Origin of the sequence: Flavobacterium sp. ZE23DGlu08 (assembly GCF_030505335.1) — a bacterium.
Classification (GTDB): domain Bacteria; phylum Bacteroidota; class Bacteroidia; order Flavobacteriales; family Flavobacteriaceae; genus Flavobacterium; species Flavobacterium algoritolerans.
Genome location: NZ_CP130045.1, coordinates 2,004,686 through 2,030,748 on the forward strand (window position 1 = coordinate 2,004,686; position 26,063 = coordinate 2,030,748).

Consider the following 26,063-nt stretch of genomic DNA (forward strand, 5'->3'; position numbering starts at 1 on the left):
TTAGCAACATGATTTTATAATCTTAAATTTAAAATGACTAATATACAATTCATATCAAAAATCGTTGCTACAGCAGCAATAAACATTGAAAAAACCGTTCAATTGTTACAAGAGGATTGTACCATTCCTTTTATTTCAAGGTATCGAAAAGATACAACAGGAAATCTGGATGAAGTACAAATAGAACAAATTGCAAAGCTTCAAAAAGAATACGAGGTTATTGTAAAACGCAAAGAAGCGATTTTAAAATCGATTCAGGAACAAAATGTGCTTAGTCCAGAATTAGAAAAAAAAATCCAACAGAGCTTCGATTTACAAGAATTGGAAGATTTTTATCTGCCATTCAAAAAGAAGAAAAAAACGAAAGCCGATGTTGCCCGTGAAAACGGATTAGAACCGTTGGCAAAAATCATCATGGCGCAAAATAATGATGATGTCGATTTCATTTCAACACAATATTTGAATGAAAATGTCATCAATGAAGAAGCAGCTTTGCAAGGAGCAAGAGACATTATTGCCGAATGGATTAATGAAAATATTTATGTTCGAAAGCAACTCCGAAGATTGTACGAACGCAAAGCAACCATTACCACCAAAGTAGTAAAAACGAAGAAAGACGACGAAGCGGCGCAGAAATTCAATCAGTATTTCGATTGGTCAGAACCGTTGACTAAAGCACCATCGCATCGGTTATTAGCGATGCTTCGTGCCGAAAATGAAGGCTTTATCAAGTTTAAAGTAGAAGTTGATATTGATGAAGCGTATGATATTATTGATGCGTTAGTTTTAAAAGGTCAAAATAAAACCACGCCACACGTACAATTAGCCATCGAAGACAGTTACAAACGATTGCTAAATCCAGCCATTTCAAATGAAGCCTTGCAAGAAGCAAAAGCGAAGGCTGATGCTAATTCGATTCAGGTTTTTGCGAATAATCTTGGACAGTTATTATTAGCTCCGCCTTTGGGTGAAAAACGAATTCTGGCGATTGATCCAGGATTTAGAAGTGGTTGTAAAATTGTTTGTCTGGACGAAAAAGGGGATTTGTTATACAACGAAACAATTTATCCGCATGCGCCTCAAAAAGAGGAAGCGATGGCGATGAAAAAAATTCGTTCAATGGTGAATTCGTATAAAATTGATGCTATTTCAATAGGAAATGGAACGGCTTCACGTGAAACCGAATTTTTTATCAAGAAAATAGCTTTCGATAAACCGGTTCAGGTTTTTATTGTTTCCGAAGCCGGAGCATCGGTGTATTCAGCTTCAAAAATCGCTCGAGACGAATTTCCTAATTTTGATGTGACGGTTCGTGGTTCGGTTTCTATCGGACGACGATTGAGTGATCCATTGGCGGAGTTAGTAAAAATTGATCCAAAAGCCATTGGCGTAGGCCAATATCAACATGACGTGGATCAAAACAAGTTGAAAGAAGAATTAGACAGTACGGTGATTCGTTGCGTGAATTCGGTTGGTGTAAATATCAACACAGCAAGTAAACATTTGTTGAGTTATGTGAGTGGAATAGGAGAGAAGCTGGCCGAAAACATCGTGCAATACCGTTCCGAAAACGGTCCTTTTCAAGACAGGAAACAACTCAAAAAAGTGCCGCGTTTGGGCGAGAAAGCGTACCAACAAGGCGTTGCTTTTATCCGAATTTCGAATGCGAAAAATCCGTTGGATAATTCGGCTGTGCATCCGGAAGCGTATGGAATTGTGGAGAAAATGGCAAAAGATTTGAAATTGACAGTAAATGATTTGATTGCTAACAAAGAGAAAACCGCTTTGATAAAACCAGAAAATTATATTACTCCAGAAATAGGTTTATTGGGATTGAAAGACATTATTAAAGAACTCGAAAAACCGGGATTAGACCCAAGAAAATCTGCGAAAGTATTTGAATTTGACCCGAATGTAAAAACGATAAAAGATGTAAAAACGGGAATGGTCTTACCTGGAATTGTAAATAATATTACCAATTTTGGTTGTTTTGTGGATATTGGAGTGAAAGAAAGTGGTTTGGTTCACATTTCACAACTCAAAGCAGGTTTCGTAAGCGATGTGAATGAAGTGGTAAAATTACACCAACATGTTCAGGTAAAAGTGACTGAAGTCGATGAGGATAGAAAACGGATTCAGTTGAGTATGATACTTTAAAATAAAAAAAAGGCTTTTCAATTGAAAAGCCTTTTTTTTATTTTGTTTCTTCTTCTTCTTTTTTATCAGCTGGCTGATTGTCTTTGGCTGCGTTTTTGAATTCTTTAATTCCGCTTCCTAGACCTTTCATTAATTCTGGAATTTTTTTACCTCCAAAAAGTAATAAAACAATCGCCAATATAACAAGGATTTCTGTAACACCTAATCTTCCCATGATTGAATAATTTATTGCTTAAGCAAATTTGTAATAACTCTAATGGCAAAGGTATATAGAATTAGTTAACGGAAACTCATTTTGGTACATTTATTTGGTTTCAAAAGCGTTAAAAATTTATTAAAAATAAATTTAGATGAAAAAAAGTGAACAAAAACAAGCGAATACAATCAACGACAATAATTGTTATATTTGTTCAATAATAAAAAAGTATGTCAAAAAAACGACTAAAACGGCGCAAACTCAAGGAAAATTTATTCAATAAACGACGTTTAATAATACTTAACGAAGATACTTTTGAAGAGACATTTTCTTTGAAACTTACTTTAATGAATGTTTTTGTGGTAGCGACTTTAGGAGCGATAATAATTACATTTGTTACTACTTTTATTATTGCTTTTACCCCATTACGAGAATTTATACCCGGTTATTCTTCCTCAAAATTAAAGAAGGACGCAATGGAACTGGCTTTGAAATCAGATTCTTTGACACGAGCTTTAAAGAAAAATGAAGCGTACATCCAGTCGATTCAAAAAGTGTTGACAGGAGAGTTAGAATATGCAAAATTCAATAAAGATTCGATACTTTCGGCTGCGGATGAAGTGCCTTCTCAAGCTGATTTAGCTGCATCAAAACAAGAACTGGAACTGAGAGAACAAGTGGCGAAAGAAGAAAAAAAAGCACTTTCTAAAAAATCAAAAAAAGAGTAAAAAAACCAACTTTTATCTTTTAAAGAACAAAAATAAAAATGTCAATAAAATCTACGGCTGCAAAATTATTTGCACAAAAAATATACAAGAAAACACAACTTTGGGCCAATAATCCTATTGAAACTCAAAAGAAGGTTTTGCAAAAATTAATCAAAGAAGCGAAGAAAACACAATTTGGTATTGACCATCATTTTGACCAAATAAAAACTCAACAGGATTTTGCGAAACAAGTTCCAGTAAGAGATTATGAAGGATTGAAACCTTATGTTGATAAGGTGGTAAAAGGCCAGGAGAATATACTTTGGAAAGGAAAACCGCTTTATTTTGCCAAGACTTCCGGAACTACTTCTGGGGCAAAATACATTCCGTTGACTAAGGAATCCATGCCGTTTCATATTGAAGCGGCTCGAAATGCAATTCTACATTACATTCATGAAACCGGAAACGCTGATTTTGTGGATGGGAAAATGATTTTCTTGCAAGGAAGCCCAATATTAGAAGAAAAAAACGGAGTTAAATTAGGCAGATTGTCTGGAATTGTCGCTCATTTTGTTCCAAAATACCTTCAAAAAAACAGAATGCCTTCTTGGGAAACCAATTGTATTGAAGATTGGGAAACCAAAGTAAATGCGATTGTAGAGGAAACTTTTAATAAAGACATGAGAGTTATTTCTGGAATTCCGTCTTGGGTTCAAATGTATTTTGAAAAACTAAATCAAAAAGGAGGGAAGCCCGTAGGAGACATTTTCAAAAACTTCAATTTGTTTATTTACGGTGGTGTGAATTATGAACCGTATCGCGCCAAATTTGAGAATCTTATTGGACGAAAAGTAGACAGTATTGAGCTATTTCCGGCTTCGGAAGGCTTTTTTGCCTATCAGGATTCGCAAAAAGAAAAGGGAATGTTACTGCTTTTGGACTCCGGAATTTTCTATGAATTTATAAAAAGTGACGAATTCTATACTGAAAATCCAAAACGATACACCATCGGCGAAGTAGAACTGGGTGTGAATTATGTCCTGATTATTTCTACCAATGCGGGACTTTGGGGCTACAATATTGGAGATACCGTTCAGTTTACCAGTTTAAAACCTTACAGAGTTATAGTATCCGGAAGAATCAAACATTATATTTCGGCTTTTGGAGAACATGTGATTGGCAAGGAAGTGGAAAGTGCGTTGCAGGAAGCAATTATTGGAACAGATATTCGCATCAATGAATTTACCGTTGCGCCACAAATCACGCCGGTAGAAGGATTGCCGTACCACGAATGGTTCATCGAATTTGAGAACGAACCGGAAGACAGCGTATCTTTTGCGGAAGCGATAGATACCGCCATGCGCAAACAAAATGTGTATTATGACGATTTGATTGTGGGCAAAGTGTTGCGTAAAGTGGTTGTCACCAAAGTGGCTAAGAATGGGTTTCAGGATTATATGAAATCGATAGGCAAACTGGGAGGACAAAATAAAATTCCGAGACTCTCTAATGACAGAAATATAGTAGATTTATTAAAAAATAAATAAAAGAGTTACCTTTGAAGGTTAGAAAATAATTAGAAAATGAAAGAGACTAAAAATATATCACGCTCCAGAGCGCAAGAATCATCGGCAGCAATTGAAAAAATGTACATCACCATGCGTCATCTTTTCAATAGAGGATTTTATAAGCCAATGGGAGTTTCCGGAGATACATTGAGAGAAGCATTATTGGCATTAAGCCCAGAAATATATGGAAATATTGCAGATGAAAAAGTAGAATTAAATGGACTTTTGTATGTTATAGAGCGTCTTCCGGTAGGAATTGAAGAATGTAGATTCATCAATTTAACTTCGGAAGAAGGGTATTCAAAATCTCATTTTCAAGCGATTGTTCCACCAAAAAGACGACGCAATTGTTACCGTATAGACGAAGAACAAATGAACGTGGAAATCACCCGCGGACGTTCAGATATTTATGATATTTTGACGCATTTGACGTTTATTTTCATCGAATCCCACAAAATTAGAAATAGAGTTTTACTAGATGACGCAGGCGAAGTTTCCCGCGATTGGTTCAAACTGGAACAAGCCGTTTCTCAAAAGAAAAAGCTGACACAGATAGAAAAAGAAAAAGCCATTTCACATGCTGCAAATATCCTGGGAAGAACATTTGAGGAAGTATTGGATATTTATGATGCATTCGGTTCAACAGCGGCGCCAGATCGATTTTTGCACGTTATTTTTTGGTTAGGAAAACTGGCGATTGAAGAAATAGTTGACGATAATAAGAGAACCATAACGTTTAGCCCTATCTTAAGGGAACGTTTGGGACATCATATTCACGGCGAAATTTGGGCCACAAACATTAAGGAGGTTTTGAAAGAAAACCAACTTTTGGACCGACCGATTCACGTGATTAGCGCGAACATGCACAGTGTGATGAACTCTATTTTTGCCACAGAGGTTTTAAAAACGAGGTTTAAAGACAAATCGGATTTCTTTATTTATGAAGAATTAAGCAAATCGGGTGCGAACGAAGTTCGCAATCAGGTTTCAGCAGTAGCTTTGAAACACGGAATGATTTCGTTACTGGATACTTCCGGAACAAATATAGATGTACAGATTTTTGATACCGCTAAAATTGATTGGTCCAAAACATCATTTCCAAAAGCAAATACCGGAGATAAAAAACCGGTGCTTATTGTTATGGATTATGCTTTTGGGGAGCAAGCTTATGAAACCATTGATGAGTTATTGAAGCCGTATAAAAAAGCGACTTTGCTTAATGTGGAATCAGTTTCTATCATGGGAAAAGCGGGAATTCTGGAAGGTGGAAAAGGAGATATTATGATTCCGAATGCACACATCAATGAAGGAACAGCGGATAATTATTTTTTCGAAAATGAATTGACTGCTGATATGTTTGAAGGAAATGATATTGCTGTTTTTGCCGGACCAATGGTCACCGTTTTGGGGACTTCATTACAAAACAGAGATTTATTGAAATTTTTCCATGAATCAACTTGGGGAGTTATAGGATTGGAAATGGAAGGTTCATATTACCAAAAAGCCATCCAATCTGCTTCAAAAATCAGAAAGAGTGTTCCTCATGATATCAAAGTGAGATACGCATATTATGCATCAGATAATCCTCTGGAAACCGGAAGCACATTGGCTTCAGGCGGACTAGGTACTACGGGAGTAAAACCTACTTATTTGATTACAATAAAGATATTGGAACAAATTTTCAACGTAAAATAAAAATATAGGATGAACAAAAACCAACCCAATAACCAAGAAGATCAGGAGATTGATTTAACACAAATTTCTAAAAAAATAGGAAGATTATTTGAATGGATTAATACCTTTTTGTTTAGATGTATTCAGTTTTTTGTAAAAAATGCTATTGTAATTTTGATTTTGTTGGTAATTGGAGTTGGATTAGGATTTTATTTGGATGTGACAAAAAAAACCTATGATCATCAAATTATAGTTACCCCAAATTTTGAAAGCACGGATTATTTATATTCAAAAATTGACTTGATTGAATCTAAAATCAAAGAGCGGGATACCGTTTTTCTGAAAGAAATTGTAGGGATTAAAAATCCTAAAGAAATAATTAAAATTGAAATCAAACCCATAACGGACGTTTATAAATTCATTGAAAACAAGACAGAGAACTTTGAATTAATCAAGTTGATGGCTGAGGGTGGAGATATAAAAAAAATCCTTGAAGATAATTTGACCAGTAAGAATTACAGCTTACATACGATTACTTTCAAAACTAAAAACCAAACAAATAATACGGAAACTGTTCAACCTATTTTAATCTATTTAAACGAAACGGATTACTATAAAAAAGTCCAAAAAGAGACAGTAAATAATATTCAAATAAAAATGATTCAAAATGACACTATTATTTCACAAATAAATGGTGTTTTGAATGGGTTTTCTAATATGGTAAATGGGGCTCAAAAAAGCGATAAACTTGTTTACTATAATGAGAATACACAGCTTAACGATGTTATTAAAACGAAAGAGACTTTAATTAATGAACAAGGAAATCATAGAGTAGATTTAGTTGGATTGGATAAAATTATAAAAGACAATAGTTCAACCTTAAATATTGAAAATACAAACTCAGTCAATGGAAAGTTAAAATTGGTTTTGCCAGTTTTATTTTTACTATCATTTATTTTAATTCGTTTATTTTTAGCGTATTATAAAAGTCAGTTGGAAAAATCAAAAATGATTTAATTGTTTTTCACTTTCTTTTTAAAACTAAATACAGACGAATAGGGTTTTAATTAATCAGATACTATCATTTCCTTAAATTTTGAAAAAATCAATATGGGTTTCAATAAAATAAAAAAAAATCCATTTGTTTTACAGAGTTTAAAAACGATGTTTTTAAGAATTATAGGTGTAGTTACCCTTTTTGGATTTTCATTGTTTTTAACGCATAATTACGACCCAAAAATCATTGGTCAATTCGACTTTATACAAAAAATCCTTTTGGTTTTAAGCAGTATATGTATTCTGGGTTCGGATCAGTCCATCTTATATTTTACAGGTATTTTAAAAAGTACAAATGAAACAGAAAAATTAAAGACAATATATCTGAGAATTATTTCGCTTATTTTAATATTGTCCGTTGTAGTATTAGTCCTTTTTTTCTTTTTTGGAAAAAGCATCATAATCTTTTTTTTTAATGATAATAATACTTATAGATTAGTCTTAAAAGCGGTGGTAGTATTGTTCTTTTATTCCTTGACTCTATTTAATACAGAAACAATAAGGGCATTAGGAAGGGTATATATGGCAGAACTGTTTAGAAACCTATTCAAATATTTGTCAGTCATATTTGGAGCTATAGTTTTACTTTATTTTCATCAGGAAATGTATCTTATCGATACTTTTTTAATAGGATTTATAGCGCTGGCAATTATAACAACAGGAATTGTTATTTGGATTTTAAAAAAAGAAGGATTTGTTTCCTCTAATAAAAGTGACAGCAGTCGTTTTTCCTATTCATTTATTGCGTCAAAATCGTACCCAATGGCGGTAAGTAATTTAGCCATTTTTTTGATGCTGACTTTAGACGTTGTTTTTTTAAAAAAATTCAAAGGAGACGAAATAGTTGCTTATTATTCAATTGCGATGAAGTTGGTCTCTATTTTATTTTTGATTAATAACTCTGTTTTTATATCGGTTTCTTTAAAGATTGCAAAACAATTTACAGATAATAATAAGACTGCTCTTTTAAACACAATGAAACAAAGTTCCAGAATAATTTTTTTTCTTACACTGCCTATTGTTGTGGTCGTTTGTTTTTATTCTGAAAGTATCCTCCATTTCTTTGGACCTAATTATGTACAAGCCAAACAAGCACTTTTAATATTGATGGCGGGTCAATTATTAGCTTCTTTATTTGGGATAACGACTATTTATTTGAACATGACTGGAAGACAGCGTATTTTTCAAGTGGTATTAATTTCAGCAGTATTCCTGAATTTTATTCTTAATTTTATATTAATTCCAATATATTCTCTTACTGGTGCGGCAATTGCTTTTGTGTCTAGCTTACTTTTTTGGAATATTATTACTGCATTTATTGTTTATAAAAAAGACAAACTATTAATTATAATGCATTAAATGAATAAGGTAAATAAAAATATTCTTTTTAGTATAATTGTACCGGTTTATAATGTTGAAGAGTATTTGAATCAATGTATAGATAGTATTTTAGAGCAATCATTTTCTAATTTTGAATTAATTTTAGTTAATGACGGTTCGATGGACACTTCATTAGCCATTTGTTCGGAATATAAAAGTAGAGATGAAAGAATACAATTACTGGATAAACAAAATGGTGGGGCAGCGGATTCTAGAAATTATGGACTGTCAAAAGCTCGTGGACAATATGTGATATTTGTGGATGGTGATGATTTTTGGAGTGGAGACTTTGTATTAAATGAAATGGCTATTTTAATAAAGAACAATGATTTTGATATAATTATTCATGAAGAAAGCCGATATTTTTCTACTAACAACATAAAATGCAAATACAATCAAAATAAACTAAAGCATAATTCAGGAAACTTTGAAGACGATGCCCTAGACTTGGTTTATTATCATTTATATGCATCAAGTCCTTGGGATAAAATAATTAAACGATCTATTTTAATCGACAATGATTTGTTTTTTCCTCTGAACCTAAAATATGAAGATATGGAATGGTGTGCCAAATTGATGAACCACATAAATACCTATTGTATTTATCCTAAATCATTTTATATGTATAGGCAATTAAGAGTGGGATCAGAGGTTTACTCTATGAATGAGCAAGCTGTTTTAGACATTCATAAGTCGGTAAAAAAGGGATTAATTGAAATTCAAAACGAAAAAGAGACACTGCAGCTGGCCATGAAAAATTATTGGTCTTTTTATTATGTTGTAATATTAATGCATTTTGATAAACTTTCCTTAAACAATAAAAAAGTGCTTATTAAGGAATTATCTTCATGGAAAAATTTAATTTCTTCAGGAAGAAACATCACAGTAGATAAAGTAAATTCATTTTATAAAATTTTACCGTTTTCTGTGTTACCAAAATTTATGAGTATATATGCAAAGATGAATTTGTTTTATAAAAAAACGAAATTATGATTTACATTTAAATCGAACCATCATTTACATGAAAATAAAAATTAAAAGAAATAAGGCGGTATTTATAGGGTTGTTTTTTTGTAATTTAATAGTAGCCTTTCTGACGCCTTATATTTTACCGGAAAGATATTTTAACGATACTGTAATCATAGTATTTGACAAGTTACATGAAATAGGCTGGTTTGGCAGTTACCCGTTTGCCATTATGTTTTATAAGCTTACAGGCCTGCGACATCTTCCTTTTTTTCTTATTGCCTTAATTCAATTTCCTATAGTAACATATATATATTATAAAATTGGTGTGCCATCTAACTTCCATAAGTTAAATGTAAAAAATGGTTTGGTCTATGTTGCTTTACTTCTCACGGGAATATACATGTCTATGCCTACTAAGGAATTTATAACTTTTTTAATGTTTTGTACAATTCCTTTTATATTCCAATCCAATAAAAAGCCAAGATTTAAAATCATTTTTTCACTTATTTTAATTGCTTGTTTTTCGTTTTTCAGACCCTATTATATATTGCTGCCAATATTTGCAATAGGGATGTATGTATTGTCATTTATCAAATTTGAGAACAAAACATTTTCTACTATTTTTTATGGATTACTGATTGCCATTTTTTTATCACTGAGTCATGGAGTTGTAAGAGGAGAGTATATTTCTAAACTAACAAGGGAGAATTATGTGATTAATAATATCAATAAAAACAATATAAATACGGCCATAGTATCACCAATATCACAAGACACCTGGTATGGTGAAGCATTTGGTATTGTCTATGGTTTTATGGCAGTAAATGTGCCTATAGTTGAAGCAATTAAGCATATTTTATCTCCTCAAGTATTGGCCTTTGTGCTATGGCAATTATTGATTTTTTATATTTTATTTGTTCGGTTTTCCAGATGTTTAAAAAACAGAAAACAATATCAATTTGAGTTGTGGATATTACTAATTTTATTTGCTTATTTCATAGTTCAAGGTATATTTGAGCCTGATTTAGGGACTTCCATTAGACATAAAATAGGCCTTTTCCCTTTAATATATTTTGCATTGTATTATGAACATTTCAGAAAAGACATTCAACAAAGTATTTAATTTATTTTTATTTTTAATTGCTATCACTTTAATTTTCAGAAAACTATGCACTGTTTTTTTGATCGTTTTTGTTGTTTTCAATTTGTTGTTTTTAAAAAAAATAAAATTTTCAAAAAGCCAATTGCCAATTATGTTGGTAATAGCAGCTCCATTTTTGATGGAAATGTTGTTTTTTGTAAATAATGACTCTTATGTGTTGGGTTTAAAATCATTGGAGAAAAGTCTTTCATTACTTTTTTTTCCAATATTTATAATTGGAAATTATCAACGAATTCAATTTCTTAAAATTTTAAAAGCCTATTGCATTGGAACAACCTTTATTATGGCATTCTTTTTTGGGCGTTTTATACTATTGTATCCGGAACATTTTTTTAAATATCTGAATGGGATTCATCTTTGGGAAATGGGTTATGTGTTTTCTGAAAGTATTGGTATTCATGCACCGGCACTCAATATGCACTTGGCTTTTGTAGCGTTTTCTAATCTTTATTTTTTGCTTGAAACTTCTAAAGCACATTATACTAAATGGTATAAAATAGGAGATTTAATGCTTTTTATCAGCTCTTTCTTTTTTGTTTTATACGTGAATACCAGGATGGCATTATTAGGCACTTTGTTTGGTTTTATGACGGTGGGTTATTTTCAAATTTCCAAAAGATATAGTTCTAAGGTTATCTTCAAAAGAGCAATTATTATGTTGCTTTTAATTGGTTCTGTTTTATTTTTATTCATACAAAAGAATCCTTTCATGAAGGAAAAGTATTCGACTCAAATTTTTTCGAATATGGATAAAGTGGGGAAATTAGATGAGATAGATCATCCCGAAATAGCGGTTTACAGTTCTTTTGTAACCCGATTATCCATCTGGAAATCAGCATGGGAATTGTCCCTTAAAAATCTTCCTTTTGGAGTGGGAGCATCGGACGGAAAGACAGAATTAGTAAAGTATTTTAAAGAAACGAATCAAATATTTTTGGCAAAATATGAGTTCCCAACACACAATCAATTTTTAGATTATTTATTAAAATTTGGAATATTGGGACCTATTACAGCCTTATTCTATATTGGATTTATTGCTTATTTAGGAATTAAGACAAAAAATGCAGTTATAATTTCTTTCTTTTTTTTGTTTTTCACTTCAAACTTTACAGATGATTTCCTGCTTCGCTTTGATGGAATTGTTTTCAGCGGATTATGGATTTCTATATTTGCCAGTTATTGGCTTCAACAAAAAAGTAAGCGGCCTGTTGCATAATTATTTTAAAATGACATAAAAAAAACCGCTTATTTAGCGGTTTTAATTACATCTTTTTTGAATTCTAAATTTGGATAAATTTCTCCAACTTCTGAAAATTGTTGTAATGTTTCAATAGGTACATTTTTTACAACATAATCTTTTCCGGGAGGTAGTGTTTTAATATAATCATCTGTTGCGGCTATAGAATTAGTTCTCCAGCGAACTCCTTCTTTTATTAAATACCATTGACCATTAGTTCCCAAAACAATTTTACCTTCGTAACGATCAAAGTCAGTAACTTCAACTTTTACTTCATTAGACGCTTTAGAATCAACCTCTTGAATGGCATCTTGTTGTGTCGTTTCTTCTTTCTTGTTTCCACAAGACAATGAAAATAAAGCAACTAGAGTCGCAATCATAAACGTATTTTTCATTTGAATTTATTTTAAATGATAGAAATAAAAATTTCCGTAAATATCGTTATTTTTTTTAATCGGAGAAACTTAATAGATGTTATATATAGGTAGGATTATTTTTTAAAATAGGTGCTCATGAGATAATTTAAATCAATACTTTGTAATCATTAAATTTGTGATACATTTGATTTGTGATACTAAATTCACAAGGAATAAGTGAAGATTATTATTCTTTTACATCATAAAAATGGCAAAAAAAAAGATAGTTCATGTATTACATTCTATAGGTGGAGTGGATGTATATTTGAGACTTGTTTTAGAAAATATGGATACTGATTTGTTTGAAAACATTGTTGTTCATGGGACCAAAGACACAAACAAGCCTTTTTTTGATAAAAATGGCCATGAGGTAAAAGAATATAAAGTTTCTATTTTTAGGGACATTTCAATACTGAATGATATTAAATCATTATTTCAAACCTATAAAATTCTAAAAAAAGAAAAACCAAATTTAATACATGCTCACAGTGCTAAAGGTGGTATTATAGGTAGAATCACTGGCAGATTATTAGGAATAAAAGTCATTTATACGCCACATGCTTTTTCGTATTTAAGCACACAAAATAGAGTGAAAAAAAACCTTTTTTTGAGTATTGAAAAGGTTCTTGCCAATGGGAATAGTCTACTTTTGGCCACATCAGCATCCGAAAAAAAGCGAGCGATTGAAGTCGTTGGTTATAAACCTAAAAGTGTAATGGTATTCAATAATTGTATTGAGCCAATAACTAAAACTCAACCCTTACTTATTACTAAAACTTGGCCTGAAGATTATATTTGTACCGTTGGGCGTCCATCGTATCAAAAAAACATTGAACAAATGATACGGGTAATGTATGAAGTTAATAAAGAAGCTAAAATTCATTTAATCGTAATGGGAGTTGGCCCAGTATCTGGACAGTTAGAATCCGTTAAAAAGTTGATTCAGGAATTAGACATGACTAATGATGTCACTCTTATAAAGTGGACAGAAAGAACCGATGTTTTTAATATAATTAATCAATCTAAATTCTATATTTCAACGTCCAGATATGAGGGAATGCCATATTCTATTATTGAAAGTTTGGCATTATCTAAAGCTTGTGTAGTTACTAACTGCGATGGAAATAAAGATTTAATTATTGATAATTATAATGGATTTGTTATTGAAAATGAGGATTTAAAAGGTTTTAAAAATAAAATTTTGAAGCTATTGAGTGATAAAGAATTATTGGATAAATTGTCAAAAAATGCGTTTACTTCTTATTCCGAAAACTATGATATTAAAAAAAATATTTTCGAACTAGAATCTATTTATTTGGAATAAATGCTGTTTATTTAATATTGAAAAAAAGAATTTTAATGCATAAAGAGTTCATCAAACAAAAGATTAAGAAAGAAAAATTTCATCCCGGGATTATAGGTTTTTTCATTAATTATAATTTTCTTATCCGAAAATCAATTCGAAGCGCCATAAAAAATAATGCTCATAAACTCAATGGTTCTTTGTTGGATTTTGGTTGTGGAACAAAGCCTTATAAAAATCTATTTGTAAATGTAAAGGAATATATTGGTGTGGATTATAAGATTGAAGGGAGAGAACAAAACTATAATGAAGTAGATAAATTTTATGATGGAAAAGAAATTCCATTTGAAAATGAACGGTTTGATTCTCTTTTGTGTACCGAAGTTTTAGAACATGTTTTTAATATTGATGAATTATTAAAGGAATTTAATAGAGTATTAAAGAAAAATGGGACGGCTTTAATAACGACTCCATTTATGTGGGAAGAACATGAAATGCCATATGATTTTGCAAGGTATACAACACCAGCTTTACAACATTTGTATCAAAAAAATGGTTTCAAGGTGGTTGACAATTTTAAAACAGGAAATTATATAGAAGTTATTTTTCAATTCAATTTAAATTATATAAAGAATATACTGCCAAACAATAAAAACGTAAGACAGGTTTTCCTAATTCCTTTCATTGTCTTTTTTAATTTTTTTGGAATGCTTTTCAGTTTTGTATTGCCAATTGATAAAACAGCTTATTTCAACAACGTGTTTGTTTTAGAAAAAATAGGATAATTTGAAATGTTTCACCAATAACGGGACATAAATAAAAGGTTATTAAAAAAATATTTTGCCTTATTTCTTTCACAATCCTAATGATAAGTTTATTTTTGACAGAAACCTCTTTATGAGGTCAAGAATAGTTCTAAACTATAAAATCTATATGAAAAGAATACTTATCACCGGAGCAGCTGGATTTTTAGGATCACATCTTTGTGACCGTTTTATTAAAGAAGGCTATTTTGTTATTGGAATGGATAATCTCATTACGGGAGATTTAAAAAATATAGAACATTTGTTCAAACTGGAGAATTTTGAATTTTATCATCATGATATTACAAAATTTGTTCATGTTCCGGGTCAACTAGATTATATTCTTCATTTTGCTTCGCCTGCAAGTCCAATAGATTATTTAAAAATCCCGATACAAACCTTAAAAGTAGGCTCTCTTGGGACGCACAATCTTTTAGGTTTGGCAAGAGTAAAAAATGCCAGAATTCTTATTGCATCTACGTCTGAAGTGTACGGAGATCCATTGGTTCATCCACAAACGGAAGAATATTATGGAAATGTAAACACAATCGGACCAAGAGGTGTTTATGACGAAGCAAAACGTTTTCAGGAATCTATAACGATGGCGTACCATACATTTCATGGCGTAGAAACCCGAATTGTTAGAATTTTTAATACCTATGGACCTAGAATGCGTCTTAATGATGGCCGCGTAATTCCTGCTTTTATTGGTCAGGCAATTCGTGGGGAAGACTTAACTATTTTTGGGGACGGAATGCAAACCCGTTCGTTTTGTTATGTGGATGACCAAGTCGAAGGTATTTTCAGATTACTGCATTCCGATTATGTTTATCCGGTAAATATTGGAAATCCAGATGAAATCACCATCAAGGATTTTGCGGAAGAAATTATAAAATTGACAGGAACTAATCAAAAAGTTGTATATCATCCATTACCGGTAAATGACCCTTTACAGCGTCAGCCAGATATCACGAAGGCAAAAGAATTGCTTGGATGGGAAGCCAAAATAGGTCGTGCTGAAGGAATGAAAATCACCTATGATTATTTCAAATCGTTATCTAAAGAGGAACTTTCTAAAGAGGAACATAAAGATTTTTCCAGTTATATAAAGTAACAGGAATTTTTTTAAACCGATAAAAAACCAACCAGGTTATATTCGTTAATTATGAGTGCATCTCGAACAGGAAGATATTCAAAGTACATTAGACCCATTAGTATCTCAATAGATCTAATGGTTATTTTGACTCTTGGTTTTTTCTTTTTCAAAGACCTTAATTTTAAGATTGAGCACTTTCTTATTTATCAGATACTTGGATGGGGTACAGTTGCTTTTTTTGTAAGGTTCTACGGAATATATCGCTTTACAACTCCGCTTGAAATAATATCAAAACTAGTAAAACAGGGCGTTTTGTTTCTTTTAATAACCATTGCTTTTTTTCCGTTTTCAAAACAAGTCGTGTTTAACGGAGTAGTGATTGCCCTATTTATATCCTCTGTGATGTTACTAATTACTATTTCAAAATTTTTGTTGTTTTACTATTTAAAAGAATATAGGATTATAACCGGAAGTAATTATAGAAGTGCTGTCATTATTGGATATACTCCTGAGGCGATAGAATTAAAAAATCTTTTTGAAACCAGAAATGATTATGGGTATCGCTTTTTAGGCTATTTTTCAGATAAAAAATCAAATCAAAATATTAAAGGGAAATTAGCAGATTTGAAACCCTTTGTAATTGAAAATTGTGTAGATGAAATTTATTGCTCATTAAACGAAATTTCCAATGAGCATTTGAAAGATTTAATTGATTTTGCAGATGAAAACAATAAAGCGATAAAATTCATACCGGATACAAAAGAGATTTTTTCAAAAAATTTGAAAATTGACTACTACGAATTTTTCCCGGTACTCTCTTTAAAAAAAACCATGCTTCATGAGCCTGCTACAATGATCTTTAAAAGGATTTTTGACATTGTTTTCTCTAGTATAATTATTGTATTTCTCTTATCGTGGTTAATTCCATTATTGGCAATTTTAATAAAGTTAGAATCCAGAGGTCCGGTTTTTTTCAAACAAGGAAGACCAGGAATTGATGAAAATGAATTTTTCTGTTATAAATTTCGCTCGATGAAAATCAATAAAACAACAGAAAAAGAAGCTTCAAAAAACGATCCGCGTGTTACCAAAATAGGGAAGTTTATGAGGAAAACAAGTTTAGACGAAATGCCTCAATTCTTAAATGTTTTACTCGGAGACATGTCAGTTGTAGGTCCGCGGCCACATCTTTGGGCTCAAAATAAAGCCTATGGAAATAAAGTTAAAAAATACATGGTACGCCATTATGTTAAACCAGGGATTACCGGATTAGCACAGGTGAGTGGTTTTCGAGGTGAAATCGAGACAGAAGCCGATATGATTAATAGAATAAAATTTGATGTTTTTTATATTGAAAATTGGTCCTTAATTTTAGATTTAAAAATAATTTCTCAAACAGTTGTCAATATTTTTAAAGGAGAAGAAAAAGCGTATTAGAAAACATTTTGTTGAATCAAATCTTCTATTTGTATATCAAGATTAAACGAAGTTTGAACGTCATTAAAAATTCGTTTTTTCATTAAATCTAATTCTGCTTTTTGAATATTTGAAATAGTTTGCAGTTTTTCGTTCAAATCATCATAGTTTCCTACTTTGGCTACCCAGCCTAAATTATGCTTTTCTGTTATGATTTCTCCTTCACCACCACCAAAGTATAAAACAGGAAATCCTAATGCGCCATACTCGAAAATTTTAGAAGGAACTGAACCATAAATTCTTGTTTTTAATGGTACTATTGTGATATCAAACGTTTTTAACATTTTATGCAAAGTGTTGCGGTCCATCATTCCGTAAAAAATAATTTTCTTATCTGTTCTGGACTGAATTAGGGCTTCTATTTGTTTTTTTTCAGCGCCATCACCAAATAGGTGTAACTCGATATTTAATCCTTCTAAGTTGATTTTTTCGCACAATTCTAAAACACCTTGTGCCACCCCAAAAAGACCGGCATAGAAAATTTTAACAGGCTCATTTTCTCGGGTTTCTAAATCCATTTCAATGGTTTTATGGTCAGGAAAATTGCGATATAAAAAACACTTTTTTTCAGGAAAAATAGAGTGGACATGAGTAATAATTTCGTTGGATTGGCCTAAAATTAAACTTGCTTTTTTGTAGATAAAACGTTCTAAAAATAAAGAAACACGATGCGAAAATGAATTGGCTTTTAAAGCATTTAATTCAACTGCAGCCAATGGCCATAAATCAGAAACATTCAGAATAATTTTTTTCCGCTTCAGCGAAAGAACTAAAACTGAAATAAAAGAAAGTAATAATGGAGGTGATTGAACCACTACTTTTTGAGGTGTTTTTTGAAATAATAAGTAAAAAAACAATCCAAAAGAAAAGGATAAAACCGATAATAGTCTCTTGATTATATTTTTACTGTTGCTCGGATAAATCCAAAGACGTTTTACAATAATATTTTGTAGATTTTCAGTAACAGAAAATTTGCCTTTGTATTCCGGAAATAGTTCGCCTTTTGGATAATTCGCCAAGGGACAAATTACAGAAACTGTATAATTATTTTGATGTAATTTTAAAGCCAGCTGCTCGATTCGATTCGCTGCCGCACCTTTCTCCGGTGGATAATAATTAGATATGATGAGGATTTCTTTCATTGTTTTTTTGAAAGTAAAATATCAATTATTCGTTCAGAAGCTTTTCCATCCCAAAGTTCAGGAATTCCTGCTTTTCGACTACCATTTTGAACAAAATCGCTAAACATTTTCTTTAGATTCTCAATCGATGTACCAACTAAAGTATTAGTGCCTATGGTTTGTGTTTCGGGTCTTTCGGTATTGTTTCGCATGGTGAAACAAGGAATCCCTAAAACCGTTGTTTCTTCTGAAATTCCGCCAGAATCTGTAATGACAGCAAAACTGTTTTTAATTAAAAACATAAAATTCAAATAACCTTGTGGCTCAACAAATAGGATGTTTTTCAATTTTAAATTAGTTTCACCTAAAATCGCTTTTGTTCTCGGATGAATAGGGAAAATCACTTTTTTATCACCAACCATTTTATCAATTCCTTGCAAAAGTTGAATCAATGACTGCTCTTCATCTACATTCGAAGGACGGTGTAAAGTCAAAATGATGTAATTTTTGGTTTCTAAATTGAATTCATTCCAAAAAATTGGTGCTGAAATTCGATCTAAGTTTTGATACAAAGTGTCTATCATCACATTTCCAACAAAATGAATATTAGAAGAATCTGCCCCATATTTTAATAAATTTTCACCTGCCCAAGTTGAGGTTGTGAAAAAATAATCCGTTATACTGTCCGTAACAATTCGATTGATTTCCTCCGGCATTGTCATATCACCTGAACGAATACCAGCTTCTACATGGGTTACTTTAATATTTAATTTTTTAGTAACAATTGCACAGGCCATAGTCGAGTTGACATCGCCAACTACCAAAACTAAATCACATGGATTTTGCATTAATTCTTGTTCAAAAGCAACCATTATTGCAGCAGTTTGTATCGATTGTGATCCACTTTTTACTTCTAAGTTTGCATTGGGCTCAGGAATATTTAATTCTTCAAAAAATGTGCCGCTGAGGTTTTTGTCATAATGTTGTCCAGTATGTACCAACCGATATGAAATTTCAGCACCTTCTGCTTGTTTTTTCTCTATCGCTTTAATGATGGGGGCGATTTTTATAAAATTGGGTCTTGCGCCTGCAACTATTGTGATTTTCATAGTGTTATTTTACAAATGAAACAAATTGTTTTAATTTTCCGCTTTTGTTTCGTTCTAATTTTTCTTTTTTATGGAAGATGAACACCAAATCATTTTCTAAATAAAGTGCTATCGCCTCTTCAATTTTTTTAATTTGTGCCAAATTTAATTCGATATCGCTCACATATTCAATTTCAAAAGTATCTATTTTGGTTTGTTGTATCACAAATTCTTTTACGTTTCCGTCATCTTCAATGATGCTTTTTGTAACATAATAAAAGGTAAGTCCGGGTGATTTTTTCCCGCTGGGTAAAATAGCAACATCATTGGTTCGGCCTATTAATTTTTTGAGAATCGGTTTTTGTAACGTGCTTTTTTCGTCCAGAATTCCAATATCGCCAATGTCATATCGTATGAACGGATGCGCTTTATTGAACAAGGAAGTGATTACAATTCGGCCTGCGGTACCATCAGGAACCGCTTTATTATTATCATCCAAAATTTCTACAAACAAGGTTTCTGAATTGACTTGCCATTCGTCTTCAGGGTTTTGAAAAGCAATCAAATCTAGCTCCGAAGCACCATATTCATTGACAATAGGAATGCCAAATTGTTTTTCTAAAAGGAGTTTGTCTTCTTCAAAAAGCATTTCTGAAGTGACCATGCATACTTTCAAAGTGGGACAAATTGTTGTTAATACGATATTTTTCTTTTGTAAAAATTTAGCAAACAAAACAATCGAACTGGTATAACCATTGATGTAATCGAATTTTTTATTCTGAAATTTTTTCAGAATCTTTTCTAAAACGTCATCCGATAAATCAAAAATGGAGAACCGAAACCGATGACTCAATAAATCTTTAAAACGTTCTTTTTGATTGCCTATGAAATCCATCGGAATTCCATAAAAACGCGCTTGATAGGAAGTATTAAAATCAATTCCATACCAACCAAAACGGTATATGTTTGAAGCCCAAGTCAACGCATGACAGTATTTATCTTTGGCAAAAATAAAAGGAGTCCCACTGGAACCGGATGTTTTATTAATGTAACTGTTTTTAGAAGAATAATTTAGGGAAAGCCTTTCAAGCAATGGTTTTTGCAAGTTTTTCTTATTCAAAACGGGTAAATCTTCCCAGTTTGTAAAAGTTGTCGTTCCTGCTAAATCTTTATAAAAAGCATTATTTTGCAAATGAAAATGGACAATTTCCAATTTTTTATTTTCGACGAAAACGGCGTGTTCTTTTTCAGAAAAGGCTACAATTTTCCGCAATTCGGCTTTAGCTTCCTTCATTTGGAAGCCATTTATCTGCAACGATAAGTCGAATAGTCGAAACATTTTAAAGGGATATTTTACCAAAAATAATATTTACCAACAACTAATGACGGAGAACCAACAACTTTTTGAAAATTAATTATTTTTTAAGTTCAAAAGCAATTATTTTTGCACCACAACTAAACACAACTACACATGACAATTTTACTACTGGGTTCGGGCGGAAGAGAGCATGCTTTTGCATGGAAAATGATTCAAAGTCCGCTTTGTGACACACTTTTTGTAGCGCCAGGAAACGCTGGAACGGCTTCAATAGCTACTAACGTTGCTATTAGCCCAACTGATTTTGAAGCTATAAAATCGTTTGTTATTCAGGAAAAAGTAGCAATGGTTGTGGTAGGACCAGAAGATCCTTTGGTAAAAGGGATTTATGATTTCTTTCTAAACGATGCTGCATTAAGTCATATTCCGGTTATCGGTCCTTCAAAAATTGGTGCGCAATTGGAAGGAAGTAAAGAATTTGCCAAAGAATTTCTAATCAAACATAAAATACCAACTGCCGCTTACGATAGTTTTACTGCAGAAACGGTAGAAAAAGGCTGTAAATTTCTGGAAACATTGCAACCGCCGTATGTTTTGAAAGCGGATGGATTAGCAGCTGGAAAAGGGGTTTTGATTATTCAAGATTTGGCGGAAGCCAAAGAAGAATTAAGAAACATGTTGGTGCATCAAAAATTTGGTGACGCCAGTTCAAAAGTCGTTATCGAAGAATTTCTTGACGGAATAGAATTGAGCTGTTTTGTTCTTACCGATGGAAAAAACTACAAAATATTACCAACGGCTAAAGATTACAAACGCATTGGCGAAGGCGACACAGGATTAAATACAGGCGGAATGGGAGCTGTTTCTCCGGTTCCTTATGTTGATGCTGTTTTGATGGAAAAAATAGAAACACGTATTGTAAAACCTACTATTGATGGTTTTCAAAAAGATGGAATTCCATACAAAGGTTTTGTTTTCATCGGATTGATTAATGTGAAAAACGAGCCAATCGTAATTGAATACAATGTGAGAATGGGCGATCCGGAAACCGAAGTGGTTATCCCGAGATTGAAAACGGATTTAGTGGAGTTATTTTTGGCAGTAGCCAATGAAAAACTGGACGAAATCAATCTAGAAATTGACGAAAGAAGCGCCACTACAATTATGGTTGTTTCTGGCGGATATCCTGAAGATTTCGAAAAAGGAAAAGTAATTTCTGGATTAGAAGCCATTGAAGATTCGATTGTTTTTCACGCAGGAACCAAACTGGATAACGGAAACGTAGTCTCAAACGGAGGAAGGGTTTTAACCGTAACTTCTTATGGAAATAATTTCGAAGAGGCCATAAAAAAATCTTACCAAAACATAGATAAACTAAATTTTGATAAGATGTATTTTAGAAAAGATATTGGAAACGACTTAAAATAGTTTCCAATTATCGTTCACTTTTTTTTAATTCTTATTTTAAGAAAGAGTGAGCGGTAGTATCTTGCTTCTCTGTTCCGGCGTCTTCAAAAATTTTCAATTGTTTGATCCAATATACCATTGCCGAAGCACAAATAATCATGAAAATCCAATTGATTGTATTAGCAGCAAACCAAGATGATAGCTCTAATGAGCGTAAAAAGTCTAGAGGAGCAAATAAAATATTTACAAATAAGTATTGTATTCCTTCGAAAAATGCTTTCATAATGTATAAAATTAATTTTATTAATTGTTTTTGAGGAACTCTGGGAATTAAAAGTTCTTATTTAGAAGAATCTTTTTGAACTTGCAGGGCTTACTTTTTAAACAAGTATTATATTTACGAACACAAAAGTATAAAATATCCTTATGATAACAAGTGTTTTTAGAAAATCTACACCATTAAATTTTTCATTGGTCGTAATTTTAATGCTGGTTTTCTTTTCTATATACCAATTTCAAGATTTATCCTGGATGAATTCCTTTGTATTAATTTCAAAAAAGGGAATGTTGTTTTGTGTTTTATTGGCATCTGTTTTTATCACGAATTTTGTTGTTAAGAAAAACGGATTGAGTAAAGACAGCAGCTACACAGTTTTTTTTTACTTTTTGTTTCTACTTTTTTTTCCTTCAGTATTAGATAATTTAAATCTGATTTTGTCTAATTTCTTTATTCTTTTGGCGCTTCGCCGATTGATTTCATTGCAATCCCTGAAAGCTTCCAAAGAAAAAATATTTGATGCCTCTTTATGGGTTTTTTTAGCGGCACTATTTCATTTTTGGAGTATAATTTTCATAGTGCTGGTTTTTATATCCATAATTTTCCATGTTTCCAGAGATTATAGAAACTGGATATTGCCTTTTATCGCTTTTTTTATTGTTGGAATTCTGTTCATGATTTATGCAACAGTTTTCGATTTGGATGTTCTTGAATACATCATTAAAAGTGTACAAATCAATTTTGAAATCGACTATTTCACGAATAATTATCAAAACGGGGCTTTATCAATTTACGCGACTGTAGCTTTGTTTTTCTTGGTTTCCATGTTTGCCACATTATCAAACAGACCACAATTGTTACATACTTCTTTCAAAAAAATCATCGCCTCTTTCTTCATCGGAGTTGTGATTTTTCTGATTTCGGCAAATAAAAGTAATGATTTGTTGCTGTTTACATTTGCGCCTTTGGCCATGATGGCAACCAGCCATATTGAAATTCCTCAAGAAAAATTAAATCAGGAATTAGTGATGTATGTGCTGACTGCCTGCAGTTTTTTTGCTTTTTTCTCCCAATTATAATTTTTCACCGTACGCTAAATCTCCAGCATCTCCCAATCCTGGTACAATATAACTGTGCTCGTTTAGTTTTTCATCCAAAGCAGCAACCCAAAGATGACAGTTTTCCGGCAAATGTTCTTCAAGATAAGCAATACCTTCCGGAGCGGCAATCACAACAGCAATGTGAATTTCTTTTGGCGTCCCTCTCTCCATTAATTTATTGAAAACGGCAACAATAGATTGACCGGTTGCAAGCATGGGATCTACTAATACTAGGTTTTTTTCATTTATAGCAGCAATGGCTTGGTATTGCACTAAAATATCAAAATAATCGTCATTGTTTGGATGGTGTCTAAAGGCGGAAATGAAACCATTTTCGGCATTATCAAAATAATTCAGAAACCCTAAATGTAAGGGTAAACCAGCGCGTAAAATGGAACATAAAACCAATTGATCCTTAATCTCAGTTGTTGTTTTTATACCTAAAGGAGTTTGGATTTCGACACTTTTGTAGTGTAATTTTTTACTTAATTCATACGCCATTATTTCACCAATACGTTCAATATTTCTTCGGAAACGCATGCTGTCATTGTGAACATTTACATTTCGTATTTGTCCTAAAAAATGATTTAGGATGCTATTGTCTTCTGATAAATAATGGATTTGCATGTTTTTATTTTTGCTATTAAACTTATAAATATTTTTATAATCTATAAAAGTATAAAAAAGTATCTTTGTCCTTTAAAATATAAAGATATGTTTTCAAAATTAGCTTATTCAGTATTCGAACAAAGTATTAAAGATTATCATCAGTTTGATAATGTAGACCAACCGATTAATAACCCTTTCCCAAAAGATAAATTTGAGCATTTGTTGTATCACAAAAACTGGATTGATACCGTTCAATGGCATTTTGAGGACATTATTCGTGATCCAAACATTGATCCTGTTGCTGCTTTGACTTTGAAAAGAAGAATCGATGCTTCTAATCAAGAACGCACTGATATGGTGGAATATATTGACAGTTATTTTCTTCAAAAATACAGTCATGTAAAAGTAAAAGAGAATGCAAAAATCAACTCAGAAAGTCCGGCTTGGGCTTTTGACAGATTGTCTATTTTGGCATTGAAAATTTATCACATGCAAGAAGAAGCTACTCGTGCCGAAGCTTCACAAGATCATAGAGATAAATGTCAAGCAAAGTTGAATATTTTATTGGAACAAAGAACAGATTTGTCTTTGGCTATCGATGATTTATTGACAGACATTGAAAATGGAGATAAATTCATGAAAGTGTACAAGCAAATGAAAATGTACAACGATGATGATTTGAATCCTGTTTTGTATCAAAACAAGAAGTAATTTTTGACAACCTCAAAATTGTCAAATAAAATAAAGCATATAGCCGTCATGAGACTTTCCGCAATGGGAGATGTCGCCATGACGGTTCCTGTTTTACGCACTTTTGTAAACCAGCATCCGGAAATTAAAATCACAATGATTTCCAGACCTTTTTTCAAACCTTTTTTTGAAGGGATTCCTAATATTACTTTTTTTGCTTTCGATGAAAAAGAACGACACAAAGGATTTTTGGGGTTGTTGCGTTTGTTCCAAGATTTAAAAGGTTTAAATATTGATGCTTTTGCCGATTTACACAACGTGTTGCGCTCTAAAATTATCCGAAACCTTTTTGCTTTAAGCGAAAAAAAAACAGCTTCGGTTGATAAGGGAAGAGCAGAAAAAAAAGCATTAACACAACCCGAAAATAAAGTGTTCCAGCAACTGCCAACAATGTTTGAAAGACACGTAAAAGTTTTTGAACAACTCGGTTTTACGGTTGATTTATCATCCCGAAGTGTCGGGACAGTTTTTCCTGAAAAAGCAGTTTTGAGTCCGGAAATTCTAGCGGTAATTGGAGAAAAAAGTAAAAAACTAATAGGAATAGCTCCTTTTGCACAATACGATTCTAAAGTATATCCGCTGGATTTGATGCAGGAAGTCATCAATCAATTATCGAAAAATTTAGACTATAAAATTTTACTTTTTGGTGGTGGAAAAAAGGAAATCGAAATCCTGGATTCGTTTTCTGCTAATAAAGAAAACGTCATCAATATGGCGGGCAAAATTAAATTCCAACAGGAATTGCAACTCATCAGTAATCTGGATGTAATGCTTTCCATGGATTCCGGAAATGCCCATATAGCAGCTATGCTTGGGGTTAAAGTCATTTCACTTTGGGGCGCGACGCATCCGTATGCGGGATTTTCACCGTTTAATCAGCCTTTAGAAAATGCGTTGGTTTCGGATAGAAATCAGTTTCCAAAACTACCCACTTCAGTTTATGGAAATAAAAAAGTAGAAGGATATGAAGATGTCATGCGAACGATTACTGTCGACTCTATTATAAAGGTTTTAAATTAGTGTAAACAAGTGAGTTTAATCAAATTCATAGTTAGGTTTATTGTTTTTTTAGCTATTTATTTGAAGGAATAATTTTATAAATTATTTAACAAATAGGTTTTAAATTATTAGTATTAAAAATACTACTTTGGCTTGCTGTGAGTTAGACCTTACAAATCAAGTTTCAATTAGGA

24 protein-coding genes are annotated in these 26,063 nt (G+C 32.1%); 17 read left to right on the forward strand and 7 right to left on the reverse strand.

The window, feature by feature from the left end; genetic code table 11:
- Window positions 1-33 precede the first annotated feature (33 nt).
- The gene (locus Q1W72_RS08695; RefSeq protein WP_302134758.1) at window positions 34-2,157 is read left to right on the forward strand and encodes a Tex family protein; all 2,124 of its coding nucleotides are present in this window, start codon (window positions 34-36) and stop codon (window positions 2,155-2,157) included.
- A 37-nt stretch (window positions 2,158-2,194) separates the two neighbouring features.
- On the opposite strand, the gene tatA is transcribed toward Q1W72_RS08695, so the two are convergent.
- Complete coding sequence (tatA, locus tag Q1W72_RS08700) at window positions 2,195-2,371, reverse strand: twin-arginine translocase TatA/TatE family subunit (RefSeq protein ID WP_099713958.1); 177 nt, start codon at window positions 2,369-2,371, stop codon at window positions 2,195-2,197.
- Window positions 2,372-2,583: 212 nt separating this feature from the next.
- On the opposite strand from tatA, the gene Q1W72_RS08705 reads away from it, so the two are divergent.
- The 8 genes from Q1W72_RS08705 (at window position 2,584) to Q1W72_RS08740 (ending at window position 12,085) form a co-directional block, all read left to right on the forward strand.
- A complete protein-coding gene (locus tag Q1W72_RS08705) occupies window positions 2,584-3,081 on the forward strand; it encodes a peptidase (protein WP_099713959.1) in 498 nt (165 codons plus the stop codon).
- 38 nt (window positions 3,082-3,119) lie between these two features.
- The gene (locus Q1W72_RS08710; protein ID WP_099713960.1) at window positions 3,120-4,607 is read left to right on the forward strand and encodes a GH3 auxin-responsive promoter family protein; all 1,488 of its coding nucleotides are present in this window, start codon (window positions 3,120-3,122) and stop codon (window positions 4,605-4,607) included.
- A 36-nt stretch (window positions 4,608-4,643) separates the two neighbouring features.
- Window positions 4,644-6,323 (forward strand): hypothetical protein, encoded by a 1,680-nt coding sequence (locus Q1W72_RS08715; protein ID WP_099713961.1) that lies wholly within the window; start codon window positions 4,644-4,646, stop codon window positions 6,321-6,323.
- A 9-nt stretch (window positions 6,324-6,332) separates the two neighbouring features.
- On the forward strand, window positions 6,333-7,319 hold the full coding sequence (locus Q1W72_RS08720) for a hypothetical protein (protein ID WP_099713962.1): 987 nt from the start codon (window positions 6,333-6,335) through the stop codon (window positions 7,317-7,319).
- A 93-nt stretch (window positions 7,320-7,412) separates the two neighbouring features.
- Complete coding sequence (locus Q1W72_RS08725) at window positions 7,413-8,717, forward strand: MATE family efflux transporter (protein ID WP_099713963.1); 1,305 nt, start codon at window positions 7,413-7,415, stop codon at window positions 8,715-8,717.
- Window positions 8,718-9,731, forward strand: a complete 1,014-nt coding sequence (locus Q1W72_RS08730) for a glycosyltransferase family 2 protein (protein WP_099713964.1) — start codon at window positions 8,718-8,720, stop codon at window positions 9,729-9,731.
- A gap of 28 nt (window positions 9,732-9,759) precedes the next feature.
- Window positions 9,760-10,830 (forward strand): hypothetical protein, encoded by a 1,071-nt coding sequence (locus Q1W72_RS08735; protein WP_302134759.1) that lies wholly within the window; start codon window positions 9,760-9,762, stop codon window positions 10,828-10,830.
- Window positions 10,831-10,960: 130 nt separating this feature from the next.
- Entirely contained in the window at window positions 10,961-12,085 is a 1,125-nt protein-coding gene (locus tag Q1W72_RS08740; protein ID WP_233206855.1) for an O-antigen ligase, read from the forward strand.
- A gap of 29 nt (window positions 12,086-12,114) precedes the next feature.
- Here the strand turns inward: Q1W72_RS08740 and Q1W72_RS08745 are convergent, their stop codons facing one another.
- The gene (locus tag Q1W72_RS08745; RefSeq protein ID WP_099713967.1) at window positions 12,115-12,501 is read right to left on the reverse strand and encodes a hypothetical protein; all 387 of its coding nucleotides are present in this window, start codon (window positions 12,499-12,501) and stop codon (window positions 12,115-12,117) included.
- A gap of 229 nt (window positions 12,502-12,730) precedes the next feature.
- On the opposite strand from Q1W72_RS08745, the gene Q1W72_RS08750 reads away from it, so the two are divergent.
- The 4 genes from Q1W72_RS08750 (at window position 12,731) to Q1W72_RS08765 (ending at window position 17,161) form a co-directional block, all read left to right on the forward strand.
- Window positions 12,731-13,846 (forward strand): glycosyltransferase, encoded by a 1,116-nt coding sequence (locus Q1W72_RS08750; RefSeq protein ID WP_099713968.1) that lies wholly within the window; start codon window positions 12,731-12,733, stop codon window positions 13,844-13,846.
- Between the two features lie 35 nt (window positions 13,847-13,881).
- A complete protein-coding gene (locus Q1W72_RS08755; protein ID WP_099716230.1) occupies window positions 13,882-14,610 on the forward strand; it encodes a class I SAM-dependent methyltransferase in 729 nt (242 codons plus the stop codon).
- A gap of 148 nt (window positions 14,611-14,758) precedes the next feature.
- A complete protein-coding gene (locus tag Q1W72_RS08760; protein WP_099713969.1) occupies window positions 14,759-15,742 on the forward strand; it encodes a UDP-glucuronic acid decarboxylase family protein in 984 nt (327 codons plus the stop codon).
- Window positions 15,743-15,793: 51 nt separating this feature from the next.
- On the forward strand, window positions 15,794-17,161 hold the full coding sequence (locus Q1W72_RS08765) for an undecaprenyl-phosphate glucose phosphotransferase (RefSeq protein ID WP_099713970.1): 1,368 nt from the start codon (window positions 15,794-15,796) through the stop codon (window positions 17,159-17,161).
- Here the strand turns inward: Q1W72_RS08765 and Q1W72_RS08770 are convergent.
- Genes Q1W72_RS08770 through Q1W72_RS08780 form a run of 3 tightly spaced genes read right to left on the reverse strand, consistent with a single transcriptional unit; the run spans window position 17,158 to window position 20,748 of the window.
- A complete protein-coding gene (locus tag Q1W72_RS08770; RefSeq protein WP_099713971.1) occupies window positions 17,158-18,342 on the reverse strand; it encodes a glycosyltransferase family 4 protein in 1,185 nt (394 codons plus the stop codon). The two genes, Q1W72_RS08765 and Q1W72_RS08770, sit on opposite strands and share 4 nt — an antisense overlap.
- Entirely contained in the window at window positions 18,339-19,430 is a 1,092-nt protein-coding gene (gene wecB / locus Q1W72_RS08775) for a non-hydrolyzing UDP-N-acetylglucosamine 2-epimerase (protein ID WP_302134764.1), read from the reverse strand. The genes Q1W72_RS08770 and wecB overlap by 4 nt, the downstream gene beginning before the upstream one ends.
- 4 nt (window positions 19,431-19,434) lie before the next feature.
- The gene (locus Q1W72_RS08780) at window positions 19,435-20,748 is read right to left on the reverse strand and encodes a phenylacetate--CoA ligase family protein (protein WP_302134766.1); all 1,314 of its coding nucleotides are present in this window, start codon (window positions 20,746-20,748) and stop codon (window positions 19,435-19,437) included.
- A 132-nt stretch (window positions 20,749-20,880) separates the two neighbouring features.
- On the opposite strand from Q1W72_RS08780, the gene purD reads away from it, so the two are divergent.
- Entirely contained in the window at window positions 20,881-22,155 is a 1,275-nt protein-coding gene (gene purD / locus Q1W72_RS08785; RefSeq protein ID WP_302134767.1) for a phosphoribosylamine--glycine ligase, read from the forward strand.
- A 31-nt stretch (window positions 22,156-22,186) separates the two neighbouring features.
- Here the strand turns inward: purD and Q1W72_RS08790 are convergent, their stop codons facing one another.
- On the reverse strand, window positions 22,187-22,417 hold the full coding sequence (locus tag Q1W72_RS08790; protein ID WP_099713975.1) for a uracil phosphoribosyltransferase: 231 nt from the start codon (window positions 22,415-22,417) through the stop codon (window positions 22,187-22,189).
- Window positions 22,418-22,560: 143 nt separating this feature from the next.
- Between Q1W72_RS08790 and Q1W72_RS08795 the strand changes: the two genes are divergently transcribed.
- Window positions 22,561-23,490 carry a DUF6427 family protein gene (locus Q1W72_RS08795; protein ID WP_099713976.1) on the forward strand — a complete coding sequence of 310 codons (930 nt, stop codon included), beginning with the start codon at window positions 22,561-22,563 and terminating at the stop codon, window positions 23,488-23,490.
- Here the strand turns inward: Q1W72_RS08795 and upp are convergent.
- Window positions 23,485-24,138, reverse strand: coding sequence for a uracil phosphoribosyltransferase (gene upp / locus Q1W72_RS08800; protein WP_099713977.1), 654 nt, complete (start codon window positions 24,136-24,138; stop codon window positions 23,485-23,487). The genes Q1W72_RS08795 and upp overlap by 6 nt on opposite strands.
- 87 nt (window positions 24,139-24,225) lie before the next feature.
- Between upp and Q1W72_RS08805 the strand changes: the two genes are divergently transcribed.
- Window positions 24,226-24,831 carry a DUF4254 domain-containing protein gene (locus Q1W72_RS08805; RefSeq protein WP_099713978.1) on the forward strand — a complete coding sequence of 202 codons (606 nt, stop codon included), beginning with the start codon at window positions 24,226-24,228 and terminating at the stop codon, window positions 24,829-24,831.
- A gap of 48 nt (window positions 24,832-24,879) precedes the next feature.
- Window positions 24,880-25,890 (forward strand): glycosyltransferase family 9 protein, encoded by a 1,011-nt coding sequence (locus tag Q1W72_RS08810; protein ID WP_099716231.1) that lies wholly within the window; start codon window positions 24,880-24,882, stop codon window positions 25,888-25,890.
- Window positions 25,891-26,063 lie beyond the last annotated feature (173 nt).

Excerpts from the sequence above, each read along its gene's own strand:
- Q1W72_RS08790 (WP_099713975.1), bottom strand. The coding sequence starts at position 22,417 with ATGAAAGCATTTTTCGAAGGAATACAATACTTATTTGTAAATATTTTA.
- upp (WP_099713977.1), bottom strand. The coding sequence starts at position 24,138 with ATGCAAATCCATTATTTATCAGAAGACAATAGCATCCTAAATCATTTT.
- Q1W72_RS08695 (WP_302134758.1), top strand. The coding sequence starts at position 34 with ATGACTAATATACAATTCATATCAAAAATCGTTGCTACAGCAGCAATA.
- Q1W72_RS08740 (WP_233206855.1), top strand. The coding sequence starts at position 10,961 with ATGTTGGTAATAGCAGCTCCATTTTTGATGGAAATGTTGTTTTTTGTA.
- Q1W72_RS08805 (WP_099713978.1), top strand. The coding sequence starts at position 24,226 with ATGTTTTCAAAATTAGCTTATTCAGTATTCGAACAAAGTATTAAAGAT.
- tatA (WP_099713958.1), bottom strand. The coding sequence starts at position 2,371 with ATGGGAAGATTAGGTGTTACAGAAATCCTTGTTATATTGGCGATTGTT.
- Q1W72_RS08755 (WP_099716230.1), top strand. The coding sequence starts at position 13,882 with ATGCATAAAGAGTTCATCAAACAAAAGATTAAGAAAGAAAAATTTCAT.
- Q1W72_RS08725 (WP_099713963.1), top strand. The coding sequence starts at position 7,413 with ATGGGTTTCAATAAAATAAAAAAAAATCCATTTGTTTTACAGAGTTTA.
- Q1W72_RS08705 (WP_099713959.1), top strand. The coding sequence starts at position 2,584 with ATGTCAAAAAAACGACTAAAACGGCGCAAACTCAAGGAAAATTTATTC.
- Q1W72_RS08810 (WP_099716231.1), top strand. The coding sequence starts at position 24,880 with ATGAGACTTTCCGCAATGGGAGATGTCGCCATGACGGTTCCTGTTTTA.
- Q1W72_RS08760 (WP_099713969.1), top strand. The coding sequence starts at position 14,759 with ATGAAAAGAATACTTATCACCGGAGCAGCTGGATTTTTAGGATCACAT.
- wecB (WP_302134764.1), bottom strand. The coding sequence starts at position 19,430 with ATGAAAATCACAATAGTTGCAGGCGCAAGACCCAATTTTATAAAAATC.
- Q1W72_RS08780 (WP_302134766.1), bottom strand. The coding sequence starts at position 20,748 with ATGTTTCGACTATTCGACTTATCGTTGCAGATAAATGGCTTCCAAATG.
- Q1W72_RS08735 (WP_302134759.1), top strand. The coding sequence starts at position 9,760 with ATGAAAATAAAAATTAAAAGAAATAAGGCGGTATTTATAGGGTTGTTT.
- Q1W72_RS08765 (WP_099713970.1), top strand. The coding sequence starts at position 15,794 with ATGAGTGCATCTCGAACAGGAAGATATTCAAAGTACATTAGACCCATT.
- Q1W72_RS08795 (WP_099713976.1), top strand. The coding sequence starts at position 22,561 with ATGATAACAAGTGTTTTTAGAAAATCTACACCATTAAATTTTTCATTG.
- Q1W72_RS08720 (WP_099713962.1), top strand. The coding sequence starts at position 6,333 with ATGAACAAAAACCAACCCAATAACCAAGAAGATCAGGAGATTGATTTA.
- Q1W72_RS08715 (WP_099713961.1), top strand. The coding sequence starts at position 4,644 with ATGAAAGAGACTAAAAATATATCACGCTCCAGAGCGCAAGAATCATCG.
- purD (WP_302134767.1), top strand. The coding sequence starts at position 20,881 with ATGACAATTTTACTACTGGGTTCGGGCGGAAGAGAGCATGCTTTTGCA.
- Q1W72_RS08750 (WP_099713968.1), top strand. The coding sequence starts at position 12,731 with ATGGCAAAAAAAAAGATAGTTCATGTATTACATTCTATAGGTGGAGTG.
- Q1W72_RS08710 (WP_099713960.1), top strand. The coding sequence starts at position 3,120 with ATGTCAATAAAATCTACGGCTGCAAAATTATTTGCACAAAAAATATAC.
- Q1W72_RS08745 (WP_099713967.1), bottom strand. The coding sequence starts at position 12,501 with ATGAAAAATACGTTTATGATTGCGACTCTAGTTGCTTTATTTTCATTG.
- Q1W72_RS08770 (WP_099713971.1), bottom strand. The coding sequence starts at position 18,342 with ATGAAAGAAATCCTCATCATATCTAATTATTATCCACCGGAGAAAGGT.
- Q1W72_RS08730 (WP_099713964.1), top strand. The coding sequence starts at position 8,718 with ATGAATAAGGTAAATAAAAATATTCTTTTTAGTATAATTGTACCGGTT.